This is a genomic window from Streptomyces sp. NPDC001904 (assembly GCF_040297005.1).
Classification (GTDB): Bacteria; Actinomycetota; Actinomycetes; order Streptomycetales; family Streptomycetaceae; genus Streptomyces.
This window is the reverse complement of the sequence record NZ_JBEOYI010000004.1, coordinates 71,758-95,482: the sequence shown is the minus strand read 5'-3', so window position 1 is coordinate 95,482 and position 23,725 is coordinate 71,758. Positions and strand designations below refer to the sequence as shown.

General features: G+C 72.8%; 21 protein-coding genes. 11 read left to right on the top strand and 10 right to left on the bottom strand.

Going from position 1 to position 23,725, the window contains the following annotated elements; translation table 11 throughout:
* Positions 1-5 precede the first annotated feature (5 nt).
* Entirely contained in the window at positions 6-1,427 is a 1,422-nt protein-coding gene (locus ABT127_RS07530) for a GH39 family glycosyl hydrolase (protein WP_351445604.1), read from the bottom strand.
* Positions 1,428-1,580: 153 nt separating this feature from the next.
* Between ABT127_RS07530 and ABT127_RS07525 the strand changes: the two genes are divergently transcribed.
* Positions 1,581-2,675, top strand: a complete 1,095-nt coding sequence (locus ABT127_RS07525) for a DUF5925 domain-containing protein (RefSeq protein WP_351445602.1) — start codon at positions 1,581-1,583, stop codon at positions 2,673-2,675.
* A gap of 169 nt (positions 2,676-2,844) precedes the next feature.
* On the opposite strand, the gene ABT127_RS07520 is transcribed toward ABT127_RS07525, so the two are convergent.
* Positions 2,845-3,210: a GntR family transcriptional regulator gene (locus ABT127_RS07520; protein WP_351445600.1), complete on the bottom strand. Its 366-nt coding sequence runs from the start codon at positions 3,208-3,210 to the stop codon at positions 2,845-2,847.
* Positions 3,211-3,281: 71 nt separating this feature from the next.
* Between ABT127_RS07520 and ABT127_RS07515 the strand changes: the two genes are divergently transcribed.
* Both ABT127_RS07515 and ABT127_RS07510 read left to right on the top strand, forming a co-directional pair.
* Positions 3,282-4,220, top strand: coding sequence for a GNAT family N-acetyltransferase (locus ABT127_RS07515; RefSeq protein WP_351445598.1), 939 nt, complete (start codon positions 3,282-3,284; stop codon positions 4,218-4,220).
* Positions 4,198-4,695: a ribonuclease FAU-1 family protein gene (locus tag ABT127_RS07510; protein WP_351445596.1), complete on the top strand. Its 498-nt coding sequence runs from the start codon at positions 4,198-4,200 to the stop codon at positions 4,693-4,695. Before ABT127_RS07515 ends, ABT127_RS07510 begins: the two co-directional genes overlap by 23 nt.
* Here the strand turns inward: ABT127_RS07510 and ABT127_RS07505 are convergent.
* The gene (locus ABT127_RS07505; RefSeq protein WP_351445594.1) at positions 4,688-5,290 is read right to left on the bottom strand and encodes a class I SAM-dependent methyltransferase; all 603 of its coding nucleotides are present in this window, start codon (positions 5,288-5,290) and stop codon (positions 4,688-4,690) included. The two genes, ABT127_RS07510 and ABT127_RS07505, sit on opposite strands and share 8 nt — an antisense overlap.
* Entirely contained in the window at positions 5,287-7,068 is a 1,782-nt protein-coding gene (locus ABT127_RS07500; RefSeq protein ID WP_351445592.1) for a DUF6461 domain-containing protein, read from the bottom strand. The genes ABT127_RS07505 and ABT127_RS07500 overlap by 4 nt, the downstream gene beginning before the upstream one ends.
* A 251-nt stretch (positions 7,069-7,319) precedes the next feature.
* Here ABT127_RS07500 and ABT127_RS07495 point away from each other — a divergent pair, with 251 nt between their 5' ends.
* Entirely contained in the window at positions 7,320-7,457 is a 138-nt protein-coding gene (locus tag ABT127_RS07495) for a hypothetical protein (RefSeq protein ID WP_351445590.1), read from the top strand.
* Between the two features lie 15 nt (positions 7,458-7,472).
* Here the strand turns inward: ABT127_RS07495 and ABT127_RS07490 are convergent, their stop codons facing one another.
* The gene (locus ABT127_RS07490) at positions 7,473-7,946 is read right to left on the bottom strand and encodes a GNAT family N-acetyltransferase (RefSeq protein ID WP_351445588.1); all 474 of its coding nucleotides are present in this window, start codon (positions 7,944-7,946) and stop codon (positions 7,473-7,475) included.
* A 198-nt stretch (positions 7,947-8,144) separates the two neighbouring features.
* Here ABT127_RS07490 and ABT127_RS07485 point away from each other — a divergent pair, with 198 nt between their 5' ends.
* Entirely contained in the window at positions 8,145-9,152 is a 1,008-nt protein-coding gene (locus ABT127_RS07485) for a lytic polysaccharide monooxygenase auxiliary activity family 9 protein (protein ID WP_351445586.1), read from the top strand.
* Between the two features lie 78 nt (positions 9,153-9,230).
* Here ABT127_RS07485 and ABT127_RS07480 read toward each other — a convergent pair whose 3' ends face one another.
* Entirely contained in the window at positions 9,231-9,677 is a 447-nt protein-coding gene (locus tag ABT127_RS07480) for a MarR family winged helix-turn-helix transcriptional regulator (protein WP_351445584.1), read from the bottom strand.
* Between the two features lie 128 nt (positions 9,678-9,805).
* Between ABT127_RS07480 and ABT127_RS07475 the strand changes: the two genes are divergently transcribed.
* Positions 9,806-10,180, top strand: a complete 375-nt coding sequence (locus ABT127_RS07475; RefSeq protein ID WP_351445583.1) for a cupin domain-containing protein — start codon at positions 9,806-9,808, stop codon at positions 10,178-10,180.
* Between the two features lie 86 nt (positions 10,181-10,266).
* Here ABT127_RS07475 and ABT127_RS07470 read toward each other — a convergent pair whose 3' ends face one another.
* Positions 10,267-10,734 (bottom strand): GNAT family N-acetyltransferase, encoded by a 468-nt coding sequence (locus ABT127_RS07470; protein WP_351445581.1) that lies wholly within the window; start codon positions 10,732-10,734, stop codon positions 10,267-10,269.
* 143 nt (positions 10,735-10,877) lie between these two features.
* Here ABT127_RS07470 and ABT127_RS07465 point away from each other — a divergent pair, with 143 nt between their 5' ends.
* A complete protein-coding gene (locus ABT127_RS07465; RefSeq protein ID WP_351445579.1) occupies positions 10,878-14,336 on the top strand; it encodes a DNA polymerase III subunit alpha in 3,459 nt (1,152 codons plus the stop codon).
* Entirely contained in the window at positions 14,333-15,337 is a 1,005-nt protein-coding gene (locus tag ABT127_RS07460) for a DNA polymerase Y family protein (protein WP_351445577.1), read from the top strand. Before ABT127_RS07465 ends, ABT127_RS07460 begins: the two co-directional genes overlap by 4 nt.
* Here ABT127_RS07460 and ABT127_RS07455 read toward each other — a convergent pair.
* Positions 15,324-16,349, bottom strand: coding sequence for a sugar phosphate isomerase/epimerase family protein (locus ABT127_RS07455; protein ID WP_351445575.1), 1,026 nt, complete (start codon positions 16,347-16,349; stop codon positions 15,324-15,326). The two genes, ABT127_RS07460 and ABT127_RS07455, sit on opposite strands and share 14 nt — an antisense overlap.
* Before the next feature lie 137 nt (positions 16,350-16,486).
* Here ABT127_RS07455 and ABT127_RS07450 point away from each other — a divergent pair, with 137 nt between their 5' ends.
* Positions 16,487-17,593: a Gfo/Idh/MocA family protein gene (locus tag ABT127_RS07450; RefSeq protein WP_351445573.1), complete on the top strand. Its 1,107-nt coding sequence runs from the start codon at positions 16,487-16,489 to the stop codon at positions 17,591-17,593.
* Between the two features lie 11 nt (positions 17,594-17,604).
* Here the strand turns inward: ABT127_RS07450 and ABT127_RS07445 are convergent, their stop codons facing one another.
* A complete protein-coding gene (locus ABT127_RS07445) occupies positions 17,605-18,858 on the bottom strand; it encodes an ROK family protein (protein ID WP_351445571.1) in 1,254 nt (417 codons plus the stop codon).
* 148 nt (positions 18,859-19,006) lie between these two features.
* On the opposite strand from ABT127_RS07445, the gene ABT127_RS07440 reads away from it, so the two are divergent.
* On the top strand, positions 19,007-20,056 hold the full coding sequence (locus ABT127_RS07440) for an ABC-2 transporter permease (protein ID WP_351445569.1): 1,050 nt from the start codon (positions 19,007-19,009) through the stop codon (positions 20,054-20,056).
* A gap of 86 nt (positions 20,057-20,142) precedes the next feature.
* Positions 20,143-20,796 carry an acetate uptake transporter gene (locus ABT127_RS07435; RefSeq protein WP_351445567.1) on the top strand — a complete coding sequence of 218 codons (654 nt, stop codon included), beginning with the start codon at positions 20,143-20,145 and terminating at the stop codon, positions 20,794-20,796.
* 82 nt (positions 20,797-20,878) lie between these two features.
* On the opposite strand, the gene adhE is transcribed toward ABT127_RS07435, so the two are convergent.
* Positions 20,879-23,479: a bifunctional acetaldehyde-CoA/alcohol dehydrogenase gene (gene adhE / locus ABT127_RS07430; RefSeq protein WP_502971665.1), complete on the bottom strand. Its 2,601-nt coding sequence runs from the start codon at positions 23,477-23,479 to the stop codon at positions 20,879-20,881.
* Positions 23,480-23,725: the final 246 nt, after the last annotated feature.

The following is a 23,725-nucleotide window of genomic DNA, read 5'->3' as shown; positions in this document are numbered from 1 at the left end:
CGGTGTCAGCGCTTCAGCCACGTCACCTCGTAGCCCTGCATCTGGAACCGCTTGCCGTCGATCTTCGCGCTGATCGGCCGGTTCAGGGTGTTCACGACGAGCGCGGCCCGGTCGTCGGCGAGGACCCGCACGTGGGGGACGTCGTCGGCGGCCACGGAGACCGGGGTGAACGTCGTGCCCGGGCCGAACTCCTCGTTGAACCTCGACACGAGCCCGTACATGGGCAGTGCTCCCCCGCCGCCCGCGCCGTGCGTGGGCCGCCACAGGCAGCCGGCACAGGAACGGCCCTTCTCGTCCTCGGGGTTCCAGTAGAAGCCGGAGGTCGCGCCGCCCTTGGCCAGGGCGATCATTCCGGCGGCCTGCACGGCGACGCGGTGCGTCTCGCTCCAGCCGTCGCGCTCGTCCCTGCTGTCGGCGGGCTCCACGTAGTACTCGGCCCACCACAGCGGCAGGCCGCCGGTCTGCCGCTCGATCCATCTGCTGACGGCCGTGAACTTGTCGGTGGCCCCGAACTCGTCCGGCAGCAGCTCGTCGTCGTCCGTGTAGCTCGCCCCGTCGACGACGACGAAGTCCGCGCCCGTCTTGTGCCGGTTCCAGTACGTGAAGGCGTCGACGATCCGCTGGTCCAGGCGGCCCCAGGGCCCCGTGACGGCCTTCGAGGCGCCCTCGGTCTGCTTCGGGTCGAGGCTGTCCATCACCAGGTAGGGGCCGCCGACCCGGATGCCCTCGCCGACCTTCTTCAGGGCCGCGCGCACGAGGTTGTACAGCTTCGTGTAGCCCTCGTAGTCCCAGCGGCTCTCGTCGTCGTTCCAGAATCCCTTGAACTCGTTCCACACGATGAAGTGGCGTACGTCCGGGTAGCGTCTGGCAACGGTCGCGGCCAGGTTCGCGTAGTCCTGGTAGTGGTCCGGGTCCGGGGCCTTCTCCAGGTTCCGCTGCGTCCAGTTCGTCTTGTCGACGCCCGCCTCGCCGCCCTTCATCCAGTCGGGCGCGCAGCACAGCGTGATCACGGGTGTGCCGCCGGACGCGCGGACGAAGTCGATGCGGCGGTCCAGCGCGTCGAAGTCGTAACGGCCCTTCACGGGCTCGGGGTTGTCCGCGCCCCAGCCCATGATCGCCTGATTCTGCGGCATCGGCCGCTCGCCGAGCAGCTTCTCCGTCCGGGTGACGGCGCTCGCCGCGCCCTCGTCGGCCGAGTGCTGGGTGTGCGTGAAGCCCCAGCCGACGGTGGGGCCCTCCTGCAGGGGCGGGTCCGCCGGTGTGCCGTGGACCTTGGCGCCGTCGGGTGTGGTGCCGGCGATGCTGGCCCCGGTGCCGGAAAGCGTGCTGAGCACCGTCAGCACGAGGGCCAGTGCGGTCATCCCCACGCCGAGCGCGGCGATGAGCCGCCATCGCCGCACGTCCGAATTCCACCCATGACATCCCATCAAGGACAAGGGTAACCAGGGGAGTTGACGAATCGACAGGATCCACCGTCACAGCCTCGTGACGGCGGACGGGAGCCGGGCGTGGCGCGCGGTACAGGTGACGCGCTGCGCAAATTCCGTGCGCGCGGCCCTCACTTGCCGGATCATGGCGGTATGTCTGCGAACCCATTCGACGCGCTGCCGGTCCGGCTGGGCGTCGACGACAGCGACTCACCCTCCGATGTCGTCGACGCGCTCTTCCTCGGCCGCTTCGCCACGGGCGAGCAGCCGCACTCGCACGCGGTCAACATCGACCGGGTCAGGTCCGGGGCCACCCTGCTGCCGCCGGGCGCCCGCATCCTGCGCTCCGCGCGCGACGACGACCGCAGCGCGACGCTCGCGGAGGGCGACGGCTGGACGCTGCTGATCTCCCGGTGGAACCGGGGCGCCGACGTCACGGTCACGGCGACCACCACCGAGCTGGCCGCGAAGGTCCTCGGGCAGGCCACGGACGGCGCCGCCGACGAGCCCGAGCCCCAGCCGGAGAACGTGACGATGGGGTTCTGGTACGTCTCGCCGCGGCGCGGGCCGCACCGGACGACCCGGCAGATCTCGGCGGGTACGTGGGACGAGGTCCGGCCGAACTACACGGCGCCGGTCGCCGAGGCGATGGACGGCCTGATGAAGACGCGGCCCGAGGACATCGCGGGCCGCCTGCTGCTGCTCCACGGGCCGCCCGGCACCGGCAAGACCTCGGCGCTGCGCACCCTGGCCCGCTCCTGGCGCGACTGGTGCCAGGTCGACTGCGTCCTCGACCCGGAGCGGCTCTTCTCCGACGTCGGCTACCTGATGGACATCGCGATCGGCGAGGACGACGGTACGGCGAAGGGGCGCTGGCGGCTGCTTCTGCTGGAGGACTGCGACGAGCTGATCCGCGGCGAGGCCAAGCACACCGCCGGGCAGGCGCTGTCCCGGCTGCTGAATCTCACGGACGGGCTGCTCGGGCAGGGCAGGAACGTTCTGGTGGGCGTGACCACCAACGAGGACCTGGAACGTCTGCATCCCGCGGTGGTGCGGCCCGGGCGCTGCCTCGCCCGTATCGAGGTGGGCCCGCTGACGCATCGCGAATCGGTGACGTGGCTGGGCACCGAGGAGGGGCTGGGACGGGACGGGGCCACCCTGGCCGAGCTCTACGCCCTCCGCCGTGGCGTGTCGCCGACAGCGGTGCCGGATCAGCGGGGTGGGGCCGATGCGGGGTTGTATTTGTAGGGCGCCGCGTTCGGCTGCCTGCCGGTGGCCGCTTCCCGAGCAGTTCCCCGCGCCCCTGGGGCAGGCGCTGCGCGCCGCCTCTCTTGATGAGATGCCGCACGAAGTGCGCATCTCAGGGGCGCGGGGAACTGCGCGACCAGCCACGACGAGAGCCGCGGACGGGGACGGGCTAGGAATAAGCGGCCCGCACCGCGTCCCGGACGGCGGCGAGGGCGTCCTCCTCCGAGAGCCCGAGCCGCTGAACGCGCTCGGCATAGACCTGAGCCGCACCGGCCGCCTCCCGAGAAGCCGCATCCCGAGCGGACGCGACGAACGTGCCGTTGCGCCCCCGCGTCTCGATCACCCCGTCCGCCTCGAGCGCCCGATAAGCCTTGGCCACGGTATTGGCGGCAAGCCCCAACTCCTCGGCAAGCCCCCGCACCGTGGGCAGCTTGTACCCCACGGGCAGTGTCCCGCCCCGGGCCTGCTCGGAGATCTGCGCCCGCACCTGCTCGTAGGGGGCCGCGCTGTCGTCAATCCGGATCTTCAGGGTCACGGCCCCGATTCTCCCGCAGGCCCGGAAAATGAGAGGCACCCGGGCACGACCGGCGCGTACCGTCCGGCCCCATGACGTTGATCGTTCGTACGCTGCGCCCCGATTCCCCGTCCGAGGTGGACGGTTTCACCCGAGTACGCCGGGCCTGCGTGCCCGCGATGCTGGCGACCCCCGCCTCGGTCGCCCACCACGCGGCCCGCACCCACCCCGACGCCCACTACCGCCAGCTGATCGCGGTGACGGACGACGGCACGGTCATCGGCACCGCGCAGGTCGGCATCGCGCACGACAGCCCGCAGCCCGGCCAGGGCTACGCGAACGTCTACGTCCACCCGGACCACGAGAACCGGGGCGCGGGCAGCCTGATCCTGCGCACGGCGGAGGAGCATCTCGCCCGGCACGGCGCCCGCGAGGTGTTCTGCTGGGCGCTCGACGGCGACCGCAATCTCGCCTGGGCGGCGGCCCACGGCTACCGGGCCAGCCGCAGCGCCCACTTCCTGCGCCTGGACCTCACCGCCGACGACGCCCTGCCGCCGCGCGGCCCCGTCCCGTCCGGGGTGGAGCTGCGCACCGGCGCCGACTACGCGGCCGACCCGCGGCCCCTGTTCACCCTCGACGCGGAGACTGCGGCCGACGAGCCGAGCGACATCGCCACCGAACTCGGCGACTACGAGCAGTGGTTGGCGGAAGTCTGGCACCACCCCCTGCTCGACCACGAGCTGACGTCGGTGGCCGTGGTGGACGGCGCCCCCGCCGCGTTCACCTTCGCCCACACCGACGGCGACGGCCGCTACTCGTCGGGCATGACCGGCACGGCCCGCGACCACCGCGGCCGGGGCCTCGCCAAGCTGGCCAAGAACGACTCGCTGCACCGCGCCCGGGAGGCCGGGATCACGGTGGCGTTCACGGGCAACGACGCGGGCAACGGGCCGATGCTCGCGATCAACGCCTGGTTCGGCTACACGTTCGACGCGAAGGAGATCCGCCATGTCCGCACCCTCGACGTCTGACCCGGTGCACGTCCGCCTGGTCAAGGCCGGGCGGACGAAGATCAGGTATCCGGCGGCGCTGCTGCGCGACGACGGCACGCACGTGGTGGTCCGCGCCGCGTGGGCGAGCGAGGGCGTACGGGACTTTGGCTTCGTACAGTTCGCGCCCGGCGATGTCCTCACCGAGCACTACTGGCGCGACCGCTGGTACGCGGTCAAGGAGGTGCGGGCGGGCGACGGCACGCTGAAGGGCTGGTACTGCGACATCACCCGCCCGGTGGTCCGCGGCGACGACGGGGACCTGCTCTCCGAGGATCTCGACCTCGATCTGTGGGTCTCGGCGGACGGCTCCGAGGTGATCCGGCTCGACGAGGACGAGTTCGCCGACAGCGGGCTCGCGAAGCGGTACCCGGCCGCCGCGCGGGAGGCGACGCGGGCCCTCGACGGTCTCGAACTCCTGGCCCGCCGCGGCGGGTTCCCCGCGCTGCTCAGCTGAGCGCGACCACCGCGTAGCGCTCGTCGCGCACCGGCCCGCCCCACAGCCGCGCGTCCTGCGACAACGGAGTGTGCCGCACCTCGCGGACGAGCGGCGCGAGGGAGCCGAGCACGCCGAGGAGCCGATCGGCCGGGATGCCCACCGGGTTCAGCTCGCCCCACACCCCCTCGATCAGCACCAGCCGCCCCGCGGGCCGCAGCAGGGTCAGCCAGTGCCGCAGCACGTCCTCGGGATCGGGCAGCGCCCACAGCACGTGCCGGACGAGCACCACGTCGTACGCGTGCGGCGGCACCGGCGGGGCCGCCGCGTCACCGAGGTGGAACTCGGCGTTCCGGCCCGCCAGTTTGCGCCGGGCCAGCTCCAGCATGCGCGGGGCGCTGTCGACCCCCGTCACCCGGTGGCCCCGCTCGGCCGCGAGCAGCGACAGGCTGCCGGTGCCGCAGCCGAGGTCGAGCAGCGCGCCACCCGCCGCCACGGGCAGCCAGCTGTCGAGACGGTCCGCCCAGGCCGCGCGCACGTCGGGGTCCCGCAGCCCGTGGTCCGGCTCGTCGTCGAAGGCGGCCGCCGCCTCGTCCCACATGTCGCTCGTGCTCATGCCCGCTCCTTCGCGTCGGTCAGGTCGGTGACAAGGCGCGTGCGCCACTGTGGGTCCTCGCGCTGCGGCAGGATCCAGCCGGCCGCCTCCCGCGCGGGCCGCTCGCACCAGGCCCGCACCGCCCGTGCCGCTCCGTCACGCCGCCGCCAGCCGCTGACGTCGTCCCGGGTCACCTTCTGTCCGGCCACCTCTTTGCCCTGCGCCCGCCGGGCACCTGCCCACTCGGCCGCCACGGTGCGTGCGCGTCTGCCGAGCGGGGAGTCGTCGTCGACGGGTCCCTGGCCGTCCACCGTGAGGGCGGCGGTCACCTCGGGGTGGCGGTCGAGGCCGGTCTCCTCGGTGAGCAGGGCGAGCTGGGCGGCGAGCGCCGTGCGCAGGGCCGTCGGACCGGCCGCGTCCAGCAGCGCGGTCACGGCGTCCGGCAGGGCCCCGCCCGGGCCGGTGAGCGGTTCCAGGACCGGCAGGACCTGGGCGCTGGGCAGCGCGCCGCCGAGGGCGTCCGGCGGCAGTTCGATGCCGAGGGCGGCGGTGAGCGCAGCGCACACCTGGCGCAGGACCTCGCGGTTCGGTCCCGCGAAGCCCGGCGGGGTCGCGACCGTGAGGTACCGGGGATCGGGCGCGGGCTCGGCGGCGCCGAGCAGGGCGAGTCCCGGCCCGGTCGCGCGCGGGGGCTGTCGCGGCGTCGGAACCGCGGTCCCCAGCGGCTGCCCGAGGCCCGGCCGCGACGGCCGCTCGGAGCCGGAGCGCCCCGGCAGTGCGGGGAACACCTCGTACGGGTCGCGCTCGTCCCGGCCGCGCGGCACGCCCCGGGTGTCGTGGAGGGTGACGCGGCGGCCGTCCTCGTACAGGGAGAGCGCGGTGAATCCGGAGAAGTGCAGCGACACCGCGCGGGTGCCCCGCGACAGCCGGCGCAGCACCGCGTCCCGCGCGCCCTCCGCATGGCCCTGCTCGATGCCGAAGGCCCACTCCCCCGCCCGGCCGGCGCGCACGGTCGGCAGATGGACGCCGGTCCAGCGGGCGCTGTCCTCGACGGCGTCGACGCGGGTGCGCTCGGCGCGGGTGCCGGGCAACGCGCCGTACCGGTCGAGGAGTTCGTCCGGGCCGACACCGTGCACGAAGGTGAGGCAGAACTCGGCGTACTCGCCCGCCCAGCCCTTTTCGGCGACCGGCCGGAACCGCTCGTCGAAGGGCTCGGCCGGGGCCGGTGCGGGCTCCGCCGCCGCACGGTCGAACAGGGAGAGCGGCGCGGGCTCGGGCTGCGGCTCGGGCTCCCACAGCAGTTCACCGGCGAAGGCCACGCCCACGTACTTGAGGATCCCGCCCACCGGTGTGCCGTTCTCCAGCGCGTCGGCGACCTCGGTCAGCAGCCCCGTGTACGAGGGCCGGCGGCCGAAGCGGGTGCCCTCGCCGTTGAAGAAGTCGCCGACCGCCCCGAAGGTGTCGCCGGGGCGGCAGTCGAGCACCAGCCCGTCCGCTGTGTTGCCCCCGGTGAACATGACGTACCGGCGGTGCCAGTAGTCGCCGTCGAGCAGTCCGTCCTCGCCGTCCTCGCTGCCGTCGTCCCAGAGGTCGAGGTGCATCCGTGCTCCGTCGAGCAGCTCGGCGAGCGACAGTGGCGCGCCGTCGCCGGGGAAGGTGAACGCGCCCTGCCCCGACGCCACCCCGTCGTGCCGGGTCAGGACGGCCACGAAGTCGGCGGGCAGGCGCAGACCGAGCTCCTCCTCGACCGCAGCCACCTCGTCCGCAGCGACGCCGGGCCGCAACGTGGCATACGTCACAGGCGCGTGTGCGCTCAGCCATGCCTCGATGCGCCCCCAGGCTTCTGGGACAGGAGGGACGGTGCTCTCGGGTCTCTCGCTCATGTCCCGCATCAGACCACGCGGCACTGACAACGCGGCCCCCGCCAGGGGGCGCACGCCCGCGACCTCCGTGACAACCGCCACTGACAAATGCGCTTCGATGAGCAAGGCTCCGGGAACAGGTCTACAACGGCACCACGTTGGAGACCGTGTAGGTACAGGAGGCACCCATGCGCCGAGTGACCATGCACAAGCCCGTCGGGCAGAGCACCATCGCCCGCCGGCTACGGGAAGAGGCTGTCGAGCGGCAGCGGGAGCGGCCCGAAGTGCGCAAGGACGTGCGCAAGACGTGGTGGCCGGACGAGTAGGCCCCGGGATGCTCCTCAGAGCCGCTTGCGGTAGTGGATGCGGTCGTAGGGCCCGTCGACACGGCGCTCCATGACCTCGTATCCGTAGCGCGGGTAGATCTCCTGGTTCTCCCACATCAACGCATGTGTGTAGAGCCTGACTTCGGGCAGGCCGAGGGCGCGCGCGTGCTCGTCGACGAAGCCGAGCAGGCGGCGGCCCACCCCTCGCCCGTGGGCGTCGGGGTGGACCGCGACGCTGTCCAGGAACAGATGACCGGGCCGGGCCTCCACCACCACGAGCCCGATGACGTCCGGGTCCCCCGTGACGTGCACAAGGCCCGCCGCGACGTTCGCGGCGTGGTCGGCCTCCATGGGCTGCGGGGCGATGCCGATGCGGGCGATGTAGGGGTGGTACGCGGCGTCGGTGACGGCCTTGACGGCCGGTACGTCGGCGGCGACGGCCGGACGGACGCGCAGTCCCGGATCCGTCGTACGTGCTTCTTCGTTCATGTCTCCTTGTCTACGCCACCACCCCGCCCCCGCACCATCGGGATCCGGCGGGGCGGCGCCGTTTCTGATCCCCGGCTGAGCCCGGCCTTAAGCGGGCCATAAAGATCGTCCCGGGGCCCCCGGAAGGGCCGGACGGGGCGTTCTCGCGGGCTAACTTCCTTGGCACACCCCCACGTCGGACAAGACCGAGGAGCCCCCATGCCCACACGCCGCACCCTGACCGCGCTCACCGCCGTCGCCTCGGGCGCCACCGCCCTCGCCGCCTTCGCCGCGTCGCCCGCCGCCGCGCACGGCACGCTCGGCGACCCGGTCAGCCGGGTCGCGGCCTGCTACGCGGAGGGCGCCGAGAACCCCACCTCCGCGGCGTGCAAGGCGGCGGTCGCGGCCGGCGGCTCGCAGGCCCTGTACGACTGGAACGGCATCCGGATCGGGGACGCCGGCGGGCAGCACCAGGCGAAGATCCCGGACGGCAAGCTGTGCTCGGCGAACTCCGAGGAGTTCAAGGGCCTGGACCTGGCGCGCGACGACTGGCCGGCGACGAAGGTCTCGGCGGGCGCGTACACCTTCAAGTACAAGGTGACCGCCCAGCACAAGGGCACCTTCAACCTCTATGTGACGAAGCAGGGTTACGACGCGTCGAAGCCGCTGGCCTGGTCCGACCTGGACCTGGAGCACCCGGTGGCGACGAAGACGGACCCGACGGCCGAGGGCGGCTACTACACGTTCTCCGGCACGCTGCCCGAGCGCACGGGCCGTCAGCTGGTCTACGGCATCTGGCAGCGCTCGGACAGCCCGGAGGCGTTCTACTCCTGCTCGGACGTGACGTACGGCGGCAGCGGCGGTTCCGGGTCCACGGGCGCGGCGGCGGCGCCCGCAGCCTCGGCCCCCTCCGACGAGCAGATCGCCGAGGACGCCGACAAGTCGACGGTGGACCACAGCGGCATGGACATGGGCGACGGCGACACGGTCACCCCGCACGAGGACCACGGCTCGGCGTCCCCGTCGACGGAGGCGGCAGCGGCCTCGACCGACGGCAACACCCCGTCCACGGACGGCAGTTCGGAGCGGCTCGCGGAGACCGGTGGCGACGCGTCCACCTCGTACATCGCGATCGGCGGTGCGGCCGCCCTGACGATCGGCGCGGCGGGCCTGTTCACCTCGGTGCGGCGGCGCGCGGTGGCGGGCGGTGGCCGGCACAGCCGCTGACCCCGCGCTTCGACACCCCTTCCCGTACGCCCCGGCCGGCCGAGCAGCCCGCCGGGGCGTCGGCGTGCCGCCGCCGGCTCACCAGACCGGCCGGACCGGCCCGCCCGGTGCGATGGCCAGCAACTGGGCCGTCAGCGCCCGCACCTGCTCCTCTCCGAACCGCTCCACCCAGGGCAGCACGGCCTCCCCGGCGGCCTCCTCGGCGGCCCGGGTGCAGGCCCGGCCGCGCTCGGTGAGCACCAGGAGCCGGGCCCGCGCGTCGTGCGGGTGCGGCCGCCGCTCCACGTACCCCTTGCGCACCATCTCGTCGACGAGCTGGCTCGCGGCCTGCTTGGTCACGCCGAGGTGGGCGGCGAGTTCGGTGGTGGTGGCGTCCCCGGCGGACAGCCGCGAGAACGCGAAGCCGTGCACGGGCCGCAGCCCGTCGAACCCTCTGGCCACGACGCCTTCGTGCAGGCGCTGCGTCAGGTCGCCCGCGGCGGCGAGCAGGGCGGCGGACAGGGCGAGGGCTTCGGTCTTCTGCACCCCCGCATTGAAACACCCTTGACGGAATGGTCAAGCAGCCTGACCATATGAGCATGTAGTCAAGCTGCTTGACCAATTGGCCTCCGGATTCAGAAATCCCCGGCCACCGGATCCCTCAAGGAGGAGACATGCCCGTAGTCCGCGCGTCGGAGGCCGTCGTCCACGAGATGCACGGCGCCCGCTTCGTCTCGTACGCCACTCCCCGCACCGGCAGCGCCCAACTGGCGGCCTGGCGGGGCGAGATCCCGGCCGACACCCGGGCCCCGGCCCACACGGTGACCCACGAGGAGGTGCTGCATCTGCTCGCGGGGACGCTGCGGCTGACCCTCGACGGAGAGACCCACACCGTCACCGCCGGCGACACGGCGATCGTGAACGCGGGCACGACGCTCGCGGTGGAGAACCCCACGGACGCCCCGGCGGCGATGTGGGTGACGACATCGGTGGGCCTGGAGGCGGAACTGGCGGACGGGACGCGGATCACGCCGCCCTGGACGCACTGAGCACCCCGGGCCCCGGCCCGCCCGAGATCCCCTCAGCCCTCTCAGTCCTCTCAGTCCTCTCAGTCCTCTCAGTCCCCTCAGCCCTCTCAGTCCTCCAGCACGAGTTCACCGACCGTCTGCCCGCCGCTGGTCTCCCCCGTCGGCCGGAACCCGAGGGCGAGGTAGAACCCCTCGGGGCCGTCGGGGCCGGGGTGCCAGGTGACGAACATGCGGGTGCCGCCGCGGCGGCGCAGTTCGTCGGCCACGGCCTCGACTGCGAAGCGGCCGTAGCCCCGGCCCTGCTCGCCGTCCGCGATGTTCAGCCGCCACAGGCCGGAGCGGCGGTCGGTGCCGTCGCCGGTCCAGTCGATGTCGAAGAAGGCCATCAGGAACCCGACGGTCCGCTCCCCGTCGACGATCAGCCGGGGCCAGGCCACCCCGGGATGCGCGTAGGCCTCCGCCAGCGACTTCACCACCGGTGCCACCAGGTGCTCCTGGTCCGGCCGCACCCGCACACCGAGGGCGGCGTCGAAGGTGTCGGGGGTTATGGCGCACAGGCGCGGATCGTTCGTCATGCGGGCACCTTAGCCCCCACCTGCCACTTCCGATGCGATCAAATGTTCGAACACTGAGCTAGGCTTAGCGGGGTTATCGAACGCGAGTACGATTGAATTGTCGGACAGAAGCGGCGAAGGGGGCAAAGCGATGGAGGTGTGGCATGACGGGCTTTGCTCACCTGCATGTCGCCTCCGGCTATTCGATGCGCTACGGCGCCTCCCACCCCGAACACCTGGCCCGCCGGGCGGCGCAGCGCGGCATGCCGGCCCTCGCGCTGACCGACCGGGACACGGTCACCGGCGCTGTTCGATTCGCCCGGGCGTGCGCGACGGAGGGCATCCGGCCCGTCTTCGGGATCGACCTCGCCGTGGAGGCCCTCGCACCCCCGCCCCCCGCCCAACGCGGCCGCACACCGGCCCGCGGCGGGGCGCACGTGATCGAGCCGCCGCTGCGGGTCGTCCTGCTGGCGGAGAACAGGATCGGCTGGGCCCGGCTGTGCCGGATCACCTCGGCCGCCCACGCCCGCGCCGCGACCACCCCGTCGGGGATGCCGGTCGCGCCGTGGGAAGCGCTGCGTGAGCACGGCGGCCCCGGCCTGACGGTGCTGCTCGGCCCCCTCTCCGAGCCGGTCCGGGCGCTGGCCGCGGGCCGGGAGGACGTCGCACGGAAGCTGCTGACCCCGTGGCAGGAGGCCTTCGGGGCGGGGGTGCGGCTCGAAGCGGTCGCGCAGAAACGTTTCAGCACAGGCGCGGGATCCCTCCGCCTGGCCGCCCGCACCCTGACCCTGGCCGACCGCACCGGCACCACCGCCGTCCTCACCAACGCGGTGCGGTACGCCGACCCCGACCAGCACCGCCTCGCCGACGTCCTGGACGCCGCGCGGCTGCTGCGCCCCGTCGACCGGCGCCGCCTCGACAGCGGACAGCGCTGGCTCAAGGACGAGGCGGCCATGGCGGGCGTCGCACGGATGATCGCCGAGTGCGCGGGAGCCGGACCGCGGCGGGCGCAGCGGCTGCTGGCGGACACCGCGGCCACCGCCGCCGCCTGCGCCGTGGACCCCGTGGCGGATCTCGGCCTGGGCACCCACAAGCTCCCCGAGCCCGAGCTGTTCGGCGCCTCGCCCCGGTCCGGCGGCGCGGCCCGGCTGCTGCGCGAGCAGTCCGAGGCCGGTCTGGCCCGGCGCGGCCTGGACCGCGACCCGGCCGCCCTGAAGCGGCTGGACGAGGAGCTCGCCGTCATCGCCGAGCTGGGCTACGACGCGTACTTCCTCGCCATCGGGCAGGTCGTGGCCGACATCCGCGCGAAGGGGATCCGGGTCGCCGCGCGCGGCTCCGGCGCGGGCTCGATGGTCTGTCACGCGCTGGGGATCGCCACGGCGAACCCGCTGGAGCACCGGCTGCTGTTCGAACGCTTCCTGAGCGTGCGCCGGGCCTCGCTGCCGGACATCGACCTCGACGTGGAGTCCGCGCGGCGCCTGGAGTGCTACGACGTGATCTTCGAGCGGTTCGGCAAGGAGCGGGTGGCGGTCACCGCGATGCCCGAGACCTACCGGGCGCGCCGGGCGCTGCGCGACGTCGGGCTCGCCCTGGGCATCGAGCCCGCGGAGGTCGACAGAATCGCGAAGAGCTTCCCGCACCTGCGCGCCTCCGACATCACCGGCGCCCTCGCCGAACTGCCGGAGCTGCGCGGGCTCGCGGCGCAGGCGCACCGGTACGGGCCGCTGTGGGAGCTGGCCGAGGGGCTCGACTCCCTGGTCCACGGCATGGCCATGCACCCCTGCGGTGTGGTCATCAGCGACGCGACGCTCCTGGACCGGCTGCCGGTGCAGCCGACCCCGCAGGGCGACTACCCGATGGCGATGGCGGCGAAGGAGGAGATCGAGGCGCTGGGCAACATCAAGCTGGACGTCCTGGGCGTGCGGATGCAGTCCGCGATGGCCCACGCCGTCGCGGAGATCGAGCGGACCACCGGCAACCGCGTCGACCTGGACGACCAGCGGCAGGTGCCGCTCGACGACGTGTTCGCGTTCAAGCTCATCCAGGAGAGCCGCACCCTGGGCATGTTCCAGCTGGAGTCGCCCGGCCAGCAGGACCTGCTGTCGCGGCTGCAGCCCCGCGATCCGCAGGACGTCATCGCCGACATCAGCCTCTTCCGTCCCGGGCCGGTCGCCGGCGGGATGCCCGAGCGGTACATCGCGGCCCGGCACGGCGGCGCCCCCGAGTACGCCCACCCCGACCTGGAGCCCGTCCTCGCGGACACCTACGGCGTGACCATCTGGCACGAGCAGATCATCGAGACCCTGTCGGTGCTGACGGGCTGCGACCGCGCCATGGCGGAGATCGCCCGGCGCGCGCTCGGGGACAAGGACCGGCTGCCCCGCATCCGGGACTGGTTCCACCGCGAGGCGCGGGCGCGCGGGTACGGCGACGCGGTCCGCGAGGAGGTCTGGAGGACCGTCGAGGCGTTCGGTGCCTACGGGTTCTGCCGCGCCCACGCGGTCGCGTTCGCCGTACCGGCCCTGCAGAGCGCCTGGCTCAAGGCGCACTTCCCCGCGTATCTGCTGGCGGGGCTGCTCGAACACGATCCCGGCATGTGGCCCAAGCGGGTCCTGGTCGCCGACGCGCGCCGGAGCGGTGTGCCGGTGCTGCCGGTCGACGTCAACCGGTCCCGGGTGCGGCACGTCGTCGAGGAGACCGGCGGGGAGCGGTGGGGGGTGCGGCTCGCGCTGTCCGAGGTGCGCGGCATCAGCGAGGAGGAGGCCGCGCGGATCGAGGAGGGGCAGCCCTACGGTTCGCTGTCCGACTTCTGGCAGCGGGCCCGCCCCAGCCGGCCGACCGCCGAGCGGCTCGCCGAGATCGGCGCCCTGGGCCCGCTGCACGACGACCGGCTCACCCGCCGCGACCTGCTGCTGCAGATCGCCGAACTGCACCGGCAGTCCCGCACCCGGACCGCGGGCGAGGGCCAACTCCCCTTCGACACCGGCGCGGTGGGCGGGCAGGACCCCAGCGGGCTGCCGGACCTGACCTCGCGGGAGACGATGGGCGCCGAGCTGAACACCCTCGGCCTCGACGTCTCCAAGCACCTGATGGAGCACCACCACCGGCTGCTGCGGGAGATCGGCGCGACCGACTCGGCGCATCTGGCCGGGCTGCGCGCCGGGCAGCAGGTGCTCGTCGCCGGGGTCCGGGCCTCCACCCAGACGCCGCCGATCGCCAGCGGCAAGCGGATCATCTTCGTCACCCTGGAGGACGGCTCGGGCCTGGTCGACCTGGCGTTCTTCGAGGACTCCCACCCGGCCTGCGCGCACACCGTCTTCCACAGCGGGCTGCTCCTGGTGCGCGGCACGGTCCAGGTGCGCGGCACCCGCCGCACCGTGGTCGGCAGCATGGCCTGGGACCTGGACGAGATCGCCGCGGCCCGCCGGGACAACGGCCCCGAGGCCGCGCTCGCCCTGCTCGGCGCCGACCGTCCGCATCCGACGCCCGCCCAGCCGCGGCGCACCCTGGCCAACGGCACCACGGGCGCCCGGCTGCACCCGTACGCCGATCTGCAGCCCGCGGGCAGCCGGTCGGCGGATCTGAAGAAGTTCGGTCACAGGAGTCCGGGGAGCGCGGGATGACCACACGACGGCGGCACATCGCCCATCTCCATCTGCACGCCCGGCTGACCGAGGAGCAGTACGCACACGTAATCGAACTGATGTCCGGTATCACGCCGCACGTGCAGGCCGTCCCGCCGGACGCCGTCCAGCTGGACCTGACCTCGGCGCTCCGCTACTTCGACATGTCCCCGTACGACGCGGTCCAGATGGCGATGATGCGGCTGAAGGCCCTCTACGGCGTCGAGTGCAGCGCCGGACTCGCGGGCAACCGCATGCTGGCGGCCATGGCGGCGGACGCCTCGGCGCCGGAGGCCACCACCTGGGTGCCCGCCGAGCGGGCCGCGCAGTGGCTCGCGCCGCGTCCGGTCGCCGCCCTGCCGGGCATCGGCCGCAGCACGGCGGCGACGCTCGGCAAGTACGGCCTGCACTCCATCGGGCAGCTCGCGGACCTGCCGCCCGCGACCCTGCAACGGCTCCTCGGCAGCACGCAGGCCCGGCTGCTCGCCGAGCGCGCCCGCGGCCACGACCCGCGTCCGGTCGTCCCGGCCGAGCCCGCCGAGCACCTGAGCGTCGATCACGTCCTCGACCGCGACTGCCTCGACCCGGCCGAGCAGCACCGCGCCGTCCTGGGACTCGCCGATCAGCTCGGTCAGCGGCTGCGCGGCCAGGGCCGGGCAGCCGGGCGGCTCACCCTCACCGTGCGGTACGCGGACCGCAGCTCCACCACGCGCACCCGCGCCCTGCCGGAGTCCACCGGACACTCACCGGCCCTCGCCGGCACCGCGCTCGCGCTGCTGGCCGGTCTCGGGCTGCAACGCGCGCGGGTCCGCGCCTTCACCGTCCGCGCCGACGACCTCCGCCCGGCCGGCGCGGCACACCGTCAGCTCTCGCTCGACCCGGGGGCCGACCGGGCCCGCGCCGTGGAGGCCGCCGCGGACAAGGCACGCCGCCGCTTCGGTCCCGGCGCGGTGCGGCCGGGCACCCTCGCGGGGACCGGACCGTCGGTCACTGGTTGCTGAACGCGGCGTCGAAGGACGCCTCGGGCAGCGGCCACAGCGCGGCCTTGATCCGGTCGACGGCCTCGGCCGCGCCGTGCAGGCGGTCCATGCCGGCGTCCTCCCACTCGACGGAGATCGGCCCGTCGTAGCCGATCGCGGCGAGGGCGCGGAAGGCGTCCTCCCAGGGCACGTCGCCGTGGCCGACGGAGACGAAGTCCCAGCGGCGGCGCGGGTCACCCCAGGGCAGGTGGGAGCCGAGGATGCCGGACCGGCCGGTCTGCGGGCGCACCCGGGTGTCCTTGCAGTCGACGTGGTAGATGCGGTCGGCGAAGTCGGTGATGAAGCCGACGGTGTCGACGCCCTGCCAGAGCATGTGCGAGGGGTCCCAGTTGAACCCGAAGGCGGGCCGCCGGCCGATGGCCTCCAGGGTCCGCACGCTGGTCCAGTGGTCGTAGGCGATCTCGGAGGGGTGGACCTCGTGGGCGAAGCGCACGCCCTCGGCGTCGAAGACGTCCAGGATCGGGTTCCAGCGGCGGGCGAAGTCCTCGTAGCCGTCGTCGATGACGGACTGCGGGACCGGCGGGAACATGGCGACGTACTTCCAGATCTTCGACCCGGTGAAGCCGACGACGGTGTCGGCGCCGAGCCGGCGGGCCACGCGGGCGGCACGCTTCATGTCCTCGGCGGCCCGCTGCCGCACGCCCTCCTCGTCGCCGTCGCCCCACACCGAGGGGCGCAGGATCGCCTGGTGGCGGAAGTCGATGGGGTCGTCGCAGACGGCCTGGCCGCCCAGGTGGTGCGAGATCGCCCAGACCTTCAGCCCGTACCGGTCGAGGACGGCCTGCTTGGCGGGGAGGTAGTCCGGGTCCTCCTCGGCGCGGGCCAGGTCGAGGTGGTCGCCCGAGGCCGCGATCTCCAGACCGTCGTACCCCCACTCGCTCGCCAGCCGGGCGACCTCCTCGAAGGGCATGTCGGCCCATTGTCCGGTGAACAGGGTGACCGGTCGGCGGGCCGGGCGCGGGTGCTGGGTCATGCGGTGCCTCCTTGGCTCCATTCGCGACTTTAGCTTAGTTTGAACAAAACTATCGGCCAAGGATCTCTTCAGGGCCATACCTTTTGTTCGTGTGAGGCTTTGCTGAAGCCCCCTTGGGAGAGGAAGACGAGGGCATCATGAGTCAACTCCGTGTCGCGGTGATCGGAACGGGTTTCATGGGGGCGGTGCACACCCGGTCCGCGCGCGCGGCGGGCGCCGACGTGGTGGGGATCGTCGGGTCCACCCCGCACAAGGGGCGTGACGCGGCGGAGCGGTTCGGCGCCGGGCGCGGGTTCGACTCGGTCGAGGACGTGCTGCGGGCCGGGGTGGACGTCGTGCACGTGTGCACGCCCAACGCCTCGCACGCCCGGTTCGCCCGCGCCGCGCTCGCCGCGGGTGTCCCCGTCGTCTGCGAGAAGCCGCTGGCCACGGACGCGGCGACCGCCCGGGAGCTGCACGAACTGGCGGCCGAGCGGGAGCTGGTGACCGCGGTGCCGTTCGTCTACCGGTACTACGCCTCGGTGCGCGAGGCCCGGCTGCGCCTCGCCCGGCCCGGACAGCGGCCGCCGTGGCTGCTGCACGGCAGCTACCTCCAGGACTGGCTCGCCGATCCGGACACCGGCAACTGGCGCGTCGACCCGGCGGACGGCGGCGCCACCCGCGCCTTCGGCGACATCGGCGTCCACTGGTGCGACCTGGCGGAGTTCGTCACCGGCCAGCGCATCACCCAGGTGTCGGCCACCTTCGCGCGGACCGCCGCGACCCGCCCGGCGGCCGACGGCACCCCGCGTCCGGTCGCGACGGAGGACGGGGCGGTCGTGCAGCTGCGGACCGACTCCGGCGCCGTGGGCTCGGTCGTCGTCAGCCAGGCGTCCGCGGGGTACAAGAACGCCCTGTCGTTCTCCTTCGACGGGCCGGACGCCAGCTTCGCGTTCCACCAGGAGACCCCCGAGTCGCTGTGGATCGGCGGCCGCGACGGCGCGCGGGTGGTCGTGCGCGACCCGGGCCGCGCCATGTCGCCGGCGGGCCGTTCGGCGGCGCTGCCCGCCGGTCACCCCCAGGGCTACTACGAGTGCTTCGCGGACTTCGTCGCCGACGCCCACGCCGCCGTACGCGGTACGGAGGTCGAGGGGATGCCGACCTTCGCGGACGGGGTCCGGGCCGCGCACATCGCCGAGGCGGTCGTGGCGTCGGCGCAGGACGGCGGCTGGGTGGACGTGAAGGAGACCCAGCGGCCCCGGTGAGCGGGGGCCGCTCAGGAGAGGTAGAGCGGCTCGGCGCCCGCTCGCTCGCGGGCGTGCGCGTCGCGCGGACTGCCGTGGGGCAGCCACTCGCCGAGCATGTCGGGGTGCAGCAGCTCCTCGATGGCAAGCTGGGCCGCGCCCACCCCCTCGGCGCGGTCCGGGTCGGCCTCGGTGATGACGAGTTCGTCGGTGGCCAGCGGGAGGGCGCCCCGGGTGACCTGGTCGACGACCGGCGCGCGGAACACGTCACCGGCCTGCGCCAGCGTGCCCGCCAGATACACCGTCGACGGGTTGAACACGCTGACCAGCAGCGCCAGTTGGGATCCGACGAGCTCTCCGGCCCGGGTGACCAGCTCGATGCTGACCGGATCGCCGTGCGCGCAGCCGTCCAGGACCTCGGTGACGGTCAGATGGTCGAGCCGCTCCTGGAGGAAGGCGCTGCGTCCGGCCAGGGCCGCGGCGCGGGCGTCCCGCGCGAGCGCCCAGCCCCCGGCCAGCGCCTCCAGACAGCCGAACTTCCCGCACCGGCACCGGTGGCGGGACTCGGCGGCGACGATGGTGTGGCCCAGGTCGCCGGCCGCGCCCCGGGCCCCGCGGTGCAGGCGGCCCCGGGAGATCAGGCCGAGACCGATGCCGGTGCCGGCCTTGACGAGCAGGACGTTGTCGCCGGCCGTGACCCGGTCACGGCTCCAGGCGCCCAGCGCCATCACGTTGGCGTCGTTGTCGACCCAGGCCGGGACGGCGAAGTGGGCCTCCAGGCGCTCGCGCAGCGGGAAGCCGTGCCAGCCCTCCATGATGGGTGGATGGACGGGGGTGCCCCGGGCGAAGTCGACCGGTCCGGGGACGCCCACGCACACGCCCCACAGCCGGTCCGCCAGCTCTCCGGTGAGCAGGTCGGCGGCGGCCTCGAAGAGCGCGGCCAGGGACGCCTCGGGGCCGGCCTCGACGTCCCAGGGCAGCCGCCGGTCGGCGAGCTGCGTGCCGTCCAGGTCCGCCACGGCGAGGTGCAGGTGCGTGGCGCCGAAGACCACCCCGAGGACGGCGCCGCGCCCGGCCGCGATGTGCAGGATCCGCGACGGTCGGCCGCCGGTCGACGGCGCGGGCTCGCCCTCGCTGAGCAGCCCGGCCCTGAGCGCGTGGTCGACCCGCTGCTGGATGATCGTCCGGCCCAGGCCGGTGTGCCGGCTCAACTCGGGCCGGGTCACCGCCAGGCCGCTCCTGATGGTTCTCAGGACCAGCGACAGCGTCTGGGTCTGTTCGGTCATACGGCGCAGTCTCCATGGGGTCGGGAGGACGAGCTTATGGCGTGCCCGGGCGCACGGGCAGGGCCGGGCGGACGAGGCGGCCGCCCCGGGGCCACTCGTTCGGTCCACCCCGACTGCATGGAACGGTGCCCCGCCGGACGGTGGGGACATGAGATTCGCCGATCGATTCGCCCGAGAGTTCAAGGACGCCGTCACTCCACGGGCCGCACTGCTCGTCGTCGGCGTACTCGCGCTGCAACTGCTCTTCATCGCCTCCTACGTGGGCGCGCTGCACAGCCCGAAGCCGAAGGACGTGCCGTTCGGTGTCGTCGGTCCGACGGCGGCCGTGGCCCAGCAGACCGAGCAGCAGCTGGCGAAACTGCCGGGCTCGCCGCTCGACCCGCGCGTGGTCGCCGACGCGGCGACGGCGCAGCGGCAGATCCTGGACCGGGAGATCGACGGCGCCCTGGTGCTGAACGCGCGGGGCACCACGGACACCCTGCTCGTCGCGTCCGGCGGCGGCACCGTCCTCGCCAGCGCCCTGGAGAACCTGGCCGGCGAGATCGACGCCACCCAGCAGCGCACGGTGCGCACGGTCGACGTGGCCCCGGCCTCGCCCAGGGACTTCGACGGCCTGTCGGCGTTCTACCTCGTCGTCGGCTGGTGCGTCGGCGGCTATCTCTGCGCCTCGATCATGTCGATCAGCGCCGGCTCCAAGCCCACCAGCCCGCCGCGCGCGCTGATCCGGCTCGGCACGATGGCGCTGGTCGCGATCGCGGGCGGCATCGGCGGTTCGCTCATCATCGGCGACTCGATCCTCGGTGCGCTGCCCGGCTCCTTCTGGGGCCTGGCCGGGCTCGGCGCGCTCGTCACCTTCGCGGTCGGCGCGCTCACCCTGGCCCTGGAGGAGCTGACCGGCATCGTCGGGATCGGCCTGGCCGTCCTGGTGGTCGTCGTCGCGGGCAACCCCAGCGCGGGCGGCGCCTTCCCGCTGCCGATGCTGCCCCCGTTCTGGAAGGCGATCGGCCCCTGGCTGCCGCCGGGCGCGGGCACCTGGTCGGCCCGCTCGATCGCGTACTTCCACGGCAACGACATGACGAAGTCGCTCCTGGTGCTGTCGGCGTGGGCGGTGGCGGGCGTGGCGGTGACCCTGCTGGTGTCGAGCCTGCGCGAGAAGAAGCGTGCTTCCTCAGAGTCGCCGAGGCCTGCGGCCCCGTAGGGGGGCGCGGGGAACTGCGCGAGCAACCCACCACAACCTGCACCCGCCGCCCCACAGCGGACCCGGCAGACGAAAAGGCGCCCCCAGTGAACCTCCCCCACAGATCAGGCCCGGCCGCCCAGGCCAGCTCCGTCAAACGGATGGAGCCCACGGCCCAGGCCCAGCTCGGCCCCCTGGGCCTGACGGGCTTCATCGTCGTCACGATGATCGCCACCGGCATCGACGCGGGCATCTTCCCCGACCGGCTCGCGGCGGCCGACGTCCCCACGGTCGGCTTCTTCATCGGCGGCCTCGCCCAGCTGCTCGCCGGTCTCTTCCAGGCCCAGCGCGGTGACACCTGGCACGCCACGGTCTTCGGCGGCTTCGGCCTGTTCTGGATGGCGAAGGCGCTGATGCTCCAGTGGATCGTGCCGTCGCTCGACCCGTCGCTGCGGGGCGACGCGATGGGTCTGTTCACGCTCCCCTGGGTCTTCGTGGTCTTCGTCCTGTGGCTGGCGAGCTGGCGCATCCATCTGGTCCTGCTGCTCACCTTCAGCTGCGTGCTGGTGGTGTTCGTCGCGATGACCTGCAACGGCTTCACGGGCATCGAAGGCTGGAACCGGGTCGCCGGCTGGTTCGGACTCGGCGCCACGGCCGGGGCGCTGTATCTGCTCGCGGGCCAGGTGATGGCGTCGACGTGGGGCCGCCCGGTGCTGCCGATGGGCCGCTTCCTCACGCCCCCGGAACTCGCCGAGACCTGAACGCCCGTACGCGTGCCGAAAAGCGCGCCCCGTCACCGTCGTGCGAACGGTGGCGGGGCGCGCGTCTTCGTGGCGGCACGGGTCACGCGGTGGGCGTGCCCTCCCGGTTCCCGTAGTACGCCTGCCGCATCAGCTGCTGCATGTCGTCGATCATCGGCATCCGCGGGTTGGCGGGCGCGCACTGGTCGGCGTAGGCGTTCATGGCCTGCTGGGGCAGTGCCTCCAGGAAGGCGCTCTCGTCGACGCCCTCGGCGGCGAACGAGGCGGGGATGCCGCACCGGTCGCGCAGTTCCTCGACCGCCCGGGCGTACGACTCAACGCCCTCCTGCGGGGTCGCGGCGGGCAGACCCAGCATCTTCGCGATGTCCTGGAACCGCTCGGGCGCCTGGTAGGTCTCGGCCTTGGGCCACGGGGTCGCCTTGTAGGAGACCGTGCCGTTGTGCCGGATGACGTGCGGCAGCAGCAGCGCGTTGGTGCGGCCGTGGGCGACGTGGAAGGTGTTGCCCAGGGTGTGGGCCATGGCGTGCACCAGGCCGAGGAAGGCGTTGGCGAAGGCCATGCCGGCGATCGTCGAGGCGTTGTGCATCTTCTCGCGCGCCTCGGGAGCCTTGGCGCCGTCCTTCACGCACGCTTCCAGGTTCTCGAAGATGAGCCTGATGGCCTGGAGGCACTGGCCGTCGGTGAAGTCGTTGGCGTAGACGGAGACGTACGCCTCGGTGGCGTGGGTCAGCGCGTCGAAGCCGGAGTCGGCGGTCACGGTGGGCGGGAGGTTCATCGGGAGCATCGGGTCGATGATCGCGACGTTCGGGGTGAGCGCGTAGTCGGCGAGGGGGTACTTCTGGGCCGCCTCGGGGTCGGAGATGACGGCGAAGGGGGTGACCTCGGAGCCGGTGCCGGAGGTGGTCGGGATCGCGACGAGCTTGGCCTTCTCACCGAGCTGCGGGAACGTGTAGGCCCGCTTGCGGATGTCGAAGAACTTCTCCTTGGTGTCGGCGAACTCGATCTCCGGGTGCTCGTACATCAGCCACATGATCTTCGCGGCGTCCATCGGCGAGCCGCCGCCGAGCGCGATGATCGTGTCCGGCCGGAAGTCCCGCATGGCGGCGGCGCCCGCCTGCACGGTGGCCAGCTCGGGGTTGGGCTCGACGGTGTCGATGACCTGGACGGTGACCGGCTGCGGGCGCGAGCCGAGAATGTCGGTGATCTTCCGGACGAAGCCGATGGCGCCCATCGTCTTGTCGGTCACGAGGCTGACGCGGCTGACGCCGTCCATCTCGGCGAGGTACTTGACGGCGTTCCGCTCGAAGTAGATCTTCGACGGGATCTTGTACCACTGCATGTTGGTGTTGCGCCGCCCGATCCGCTTGACGTTGACGAGGTTGACCGCCGAGACGTTGTTGGACACCGAGTTGTGGCCGTAGGAGCCGCAGCCCAGGGTCAGCGACGGGAGGAAGGCGTTGTAGACGTCGCCGATGCCGCCGAAGGTGGAGGGCGAGTTGACGATGACGCGGATCGCCTTGACGCGTCGGCCGAACTCCTCGGCCAGTTCCTCGGACTCGGTGTGGATGGCGGCGGAGTGGCCGAGGCCGTTGAACTCGACCATCTGCGCGGCGAGTTCGAGGCCGTGCTCGGTGTCGCGGGCCTTCAGCGCGGCGAGGATCGGGGACAGCTTCTCGCGGGTGAGGGGCTCGGCCGGGCCGACCTCGGCGCATTCGGCGACGAGGATCGAGGTGTCGGCGGGGACCTCGAACCCGGCCTGCTCGGCGATCCAGGTGGCCGGCTTGCCGACGACGGAGGCGTTCAGCTTGGCGCCCGCGCAGTCGGTGCCGTACGCGGTCGTGCCGAAGACGAACTCCTCCAGCTTGGTCTTCTCGGCGGCGGTCAGGACGTGGGCCTGGAGCCGGCGCAGCTCGGCGATGCCGTCCTCGTAGATCTCCTGGTCGAGGATGACGGCCTGCTCGGAGGCGCAGATCATGCCGTTGTCGAAGGCCTTGGACAGGACGATGTCGTGGATGGCGCGGCCCAGCTTGGCGTCCTTGGCGACATAGGCGGGGACGTTGCCCGCGCCGACGCCGAGGGCCGGCTTGCCGCACGAGTAGGCGGCCCTGACCATGGCGTTGCCGCCGGTGGCGAGGATGGTGGAGACGCCCTCGTGGTTCATCAGGAAGCCGGTGGCCTCCATGGAGGGCTGCTCGATCCACTGCACGCAGTTCTCGGGGGCACCGGCCTCGACCGCGGCGTCGCGCACGATCCGGGCGGCCTCGGCCGAGGACTTCTGGGCGCTCGGGTGGAAGGCGAAGACGATCGGGTTACGGGTCTTCAGCGCGATCAGCGCCTTGAAGACCGTGGTGGAGGTCGGGTTGGTGACCGGGGTCATCGCGCAGATGACGCCGACCGGCTCGGCGATCTCGGTGACGCCGTTGATCTCGTCGCGGGAGATGACACCTGCTGTCTTCAGGCCGCGCATCGAGTTGACGACGTGCTCGCTCGCGAAGAGGTTCTTGACCGCCTTGTCCTCGAAGACCCCGCGCCCGGTCTCCTCGACGGCGCTCTTCGCCAGGTCGCCGTGGTGACTGAGCGCCGCGAGGGACGCCTTCTTGACGATGTGGTCGACCTGCTCCTGGTCGTACGTCTCGAACCGGGCGAGCGCCTCCAGTGCGCCGGTGACCAGTTCGTCGACCATCCCCTTGGCATCCACGGCAGGATCTCCTTCTTCGCGGCCTTTTCTTCGACAGTTCGATTGCACACCTTTTCGGGCGGTCCGGCGGCTGGTAAAGGGCCTCGGCTCGCAGGCCGAAGGTCCCCCGAAGATCGCTCCCGGCTCAGGGAAACACTCCCCCACCTGCGAAGACACCGAAGGACTTAAGCCCCTTGCGAGCTTGTGAAAACTTTCACAAGAATTTCGTGGAAAAAGGGCGCCCCGCACGTG

Excerpts from the sequence above, each read along its gene's own strand:
- ABT127_RS07495 (WP_351445590.1), top strand. The coding sequence starts at position 7,320 with ATGCGCCGAGTGACCATGCACAAGCCCGTCGGGCAGAGCACCATCGCC.
- ABT127_RS07530 (WP_351445604.1), bottom strand. The coding sequence starts at position 1,427 with ATGGGATGTCATGGGTGGAATTCGGACGTGCGGCGATGGCGGCTCATC.
- ABT127_RS07505 (WP_351445594.1), bottom strand. The coding sequence starts at position 5,290 with ATGAGCACGAGCGACATGTGGGACGAGGCGGCGGCCGCCTTCGACGAC.
- ABT127_RS07460 (WP_351445577.1), top strand. The coding sequence starts at position 14,333 with ATGACCACACGACGGCGGCACATCGCCCATCTCCATCTGCACGCCCGG.
- ABT127_RS07510 (WP_351445596.1), top strand. The coding sequence starts at position 4,198 with ATGTCCGCACCCTCGACGTCTGACCCGGTGCACGTCCGCCTGGTCAAG.
- adhE (WP_502971665.1), bottom strand. The coding sequence starts at position 23,479 with ATGGTCGACGAACTGGTCACCGGCGCACTGGAGGCGCTCGCCCGGTTC.
- ABT127_RS07475 (WP_351445583.1), top strand. The coding sequence starts at position 9,806 with ATGCCCGTAGTCCGCGCGTCGGAGGCCGTCGTCCACGAGATGCACGGC.
- ABT127_RS07465 (WP_351445579.1), top strand. The coding sequence starts at position 10,878 with ATGACGGGCTTTGCTCACCTGCATGTCGCCTCCGGCTATTCGATGCGC.
- ABT127_RS07470 (WP_351445581.1), bottom strand. The coding sequence starts at position 10,734 with ATGACGAACGATCCGCGCCTGTGCGCCATAACCCCCGACACCTTCGAC.
- ABT127_RS07525 (WP_351445602.1), top strand. The coding sequence starts at position 1,581 with ATGTCTGCGAACCCATTCGACGCGCTGCCGGTCCGGCTGGGCGTCGAC.
- ABT127_RS07490 (WP_351445588.1), bottom strand. The coding sequence starts at position 7,946 with ATGAACGAAGAAGCACGTACGACGGATCCGGGACTGCGCGTCCGTCCG.
- ABT127_RS07445 (WP_351445571.1), bottom strand. The coding sequence starts at position 18,858 with ATGACCGAACAGACCCAGACGCTGTCGCTGGTCCTGAGAACCATCAGG.
- ABT127_RS07455 (WP_351445575.1), bottom strand. The coding sequence starts at position 16,349 with ATGACCCAGCACCCGCGCCCGGCCCGCCGACCGGTCACCCTGTTCACC.
- ABT127_RS07515 (WP_351445598.1), top strand. The coding sequence starts at position 3,282 with ATGACGTTGATCGTTCGTACGCTGCGCCCCGATTCCCCGTCCGAGGTG.
- ABT127_RS07440 (WP_351445569.1), top strand. The coding sequence starts at position 19,007 with ATGAGATTCGCCGATCGATTCGCCCGAGAGTTCAAGGACGCCGTCACT.
- ABT127_RS07450 (WP_351445573.1), top strand. The coding sequence starts at position 16,487 with ATGAGTCAACTCCGTGTCGCGGTGATCGGAACGGGTTTCATGGGGGCG.
- ABT127_RS07485 (WP_351445586.1), top strand. The coding sequence starts at position 8,145 with ATGCCCACACGCCGCACCCTGACCGCGCTCACCGCCGTCGCCTCGGGC.